Here is a 2,866-nt window from a genome sequence, read left to right on the forward strand (position 1 = left end):
TGGCCATGCTTAACTAGCGATACCGCTTGAGAAACTGCTGGCGCAAGCGCACTCATTGTGATTGCTAAAACTGCAATCCAGTGAATGAGGCGGTTTTTATGGAAATTCATAATGTGAGGATTTTATCTAGTATTTTGATGTTCTGCTCCGAGCATTGCGCCTTGCAACAAATTGTTTCGGGTAAACCCATAATCCTCTAAACAACTTGGGCAAACAATGATCTTTGCGCCATTTGCAATTGCCTGTCTTATCGCCTCCCCCTCTTTGGAGACGGCTCCAGATTGCACTTCCACACCAAGAAGAACCGCCTTGTCATTGAGATAAATAACAATCGGATAACCTTTTTCTGCATATTGCCGACTCGCATCCAAAGCCATTGAAACCTTGACTGGATCATTAGTAGCTAAATTAACGTAGATAGGCTCTTTAGCACCAAAAACAGATAAGGGCAAAGAGATGGCCGCCAGAATAGCCAAAATTCTGAAAATCCTAGAGATCATCGCTTGCCCTTTTTTCTTTACTTCAATTAAAACTTCATATTTGCTGAAACGTAGAATGTTCTTCCCATACCCGCAACTGCAGTACCCCAAGCTACTCCATTCATTGACATTGTGTTACCTTGGCCTAGGTATGCTCCACCTTGTGGCAATGCGTAGAGCTTATTCAGTAAATTCTCAATACCGAAGTTCACGCGATATTTCTTATCATCATAAGAAGCGCGTAAGTTATAGAGTGAATATCCACCTGTTGCAATCTCATTTCTAACAGCATTGAGATTGGTCTTAGCTGCCACGAACTGTCCCTCAATAGTATTGGTCCAATTTGCACCTAAGTACTGAACAAATCCAAGCTTTCCATTCAACGGCATGATGTTGTAAAGATTGCCGCCAGTAGTCACGTTTTGACCGCGAGTATATGAAGCTATACCAGTCATTTGGAAACGGCCTAACTGAGGTAGCTTACCTAGCATTACATTACCGGAAAGATCCAATCCATAGAGTTGCGCATCTTGGTTTACATACTTAAGGACATTAAATTTATCAACAGTACAAGTTGTATTACATGCTGCATCGATATAGTTACTTACATAGGTGTAGTAAGGGTTGGTCTTAAATCCCCAAACCTCTTTATTAGCATCATGCCAATCACTTGCAAAGCTCACGGTATTTGCAACCTCAGGGGCAAGCGTCACTTGACCAACATAACCGTTACCATCCCCTACAAAGTTATTCATGATTGCTGCCATTGGTGTTGTTGACCAAGAGTAGCGCTCATAGAGATTTGGGGATCTGGTCTTGCGCGAGTAACCTGCTTCGTAGTTTTGATTGTTATCTGGTTTATACCGAGAAAGGGCTGTTAAGTCCCAGTTGTAATCAGTCTGCTGATGTTTCTGAGCATTAAATGCATTTGCTTGAGATTGATACATAGAGCTATATCCCTGAACATTTCCTGCATTTGCAGCGACCTGCTCAACACGTACCCCAGCCAAACTAATCAATTCCTTAGACCACTGTTGCTCTAATTCGCTAAATAATGCTAAACGCTCTCTGGTGCCATTATTAATATTTTGAAAGGTATTTGGACTCATCATCATTCCAGTACCTGATGGTGGCCACCAATCATTTAATTTATATCCTTGCCACTCGGTTCCAAGTCTAGCTAACTGAGTTTCGGAAATTGGTAGCGTTCCTTTAATAACAGCGCCGTTGGTTGAGCTCGTTGCCAGCATTGGCATTGCGGGCGATGTTCGTGCGCCAGTGTTGTCATCCATCTGGTGATTGACCATTTGGTTGTAGGCTTGAGCTTCTAAAGTACCCCAATCATATTTACCGGTGTACTTGAGATTAAATTGCTCACTTTGATTTTTAGTCATATCCATACGCTGGTTTGCATAACCTTCGAATGGAATAAATTGATACCCGGCTTTGAATTCAACTAGGTGGTTATCTTTTTGCCACGCTAAAGCGAGTTGTTGATTGGTGGCGATATATCTTGAGGCGCCAACTGTACTAGGTGAAATACCATTTCCAGCCGGCTTGAAGTTGCCGCCAGCCGTGTAATTTCCTGCCTTTACAGAATCAACCGTGTAGTTAGCACTAAATTCATCGGTTGCTGCCGTGACATTCAAATTTCCACCAATAGCTGTTGCATTGCTACTGTATGAAGCACCCACCTCACCTTGTGTGAGGGTCTCGCCTTTGTTAGCAAATACTGGAGGCAATGATTGAACGGAAACAACGCCACCCAAGCTATCACCGCCAGCACTTACTGGCGATAGACCAGTAATCACTTTGACGCTACCCACATTGGATGGACTGATATACGACAGTGGAGAGTTCATATGGTTTGGGCAGGAAGATAAAAGTGGCATGCCATCCACATTGATGGCTACTCGATCGTCCCCTAAACCATGGATTGCTGGCAAGCCAGATACGCCGCCACCAGAATACATACTGACGCCAGGAATATTCAAAAGCATGGCCGCAGTATTGGGAGTATTGACACGCGACTGATTCAGTTCTTTACCGGCGAGGGTGGTTTGAGTTAACGGAGCTTCCTGAATACCAGTTACCGTTAACGAATCCATACTAGGGCTAACTTGTGCGTATGCGCCCGAACACAGCAAAGAGGCCACCAAGGCCATAGGAGTAATTTTTACTAATTTCATTTGCATCACCAAAACAATGACCAAGATGGTCAATTACAAAACCCAAAAATGGGAAGAATGTAGTGTTAGGTGATTGCTGGAGGTGCCGCTGAGGGAGGGGTTACCCAAACAACGAGTGGCTTAGGTGATTGATAGAAAAGCTGTGGCAGCAAAGCAAGTGTTTGCGGCGCTTGGAATGTAAGATTGGTATTGAAGGTT

At 43.7% G+C, this 2,866-nt stretch carries 2 protein-coding genes; both read right to left on the bottom strand.

What is annotated here, in order from left to right:
* Positions 1-122: 122 nt before the first annotated feature.
* Entirely contained in the window at positions 123-500 is a 378-nt protein-coding gene (locus B7Y67_RS14425; RefSeq protein ID WP_293599236.1) for a DsrE family protein, read from the bottom strand.
* A gap of 26 nt (positions 501-526) precedes the next feature.
* Positions 527-2,668: a TonB-dependent receptor gene (locus B7Y67_RS14430; protein ID WP_293599237.1), complete on the bottom strand. Its 2,142-nt coding sequence runs from the start codon at positions 2,666-2,668 to the stop codon at positions 527-529.
* Between the last annotated feature and the right edge of the window lie 198 nt (positions 2,669-2,866).

This window comes from Polynucleobacter sp. 35-46-11 (assembly GCF_002281105.1).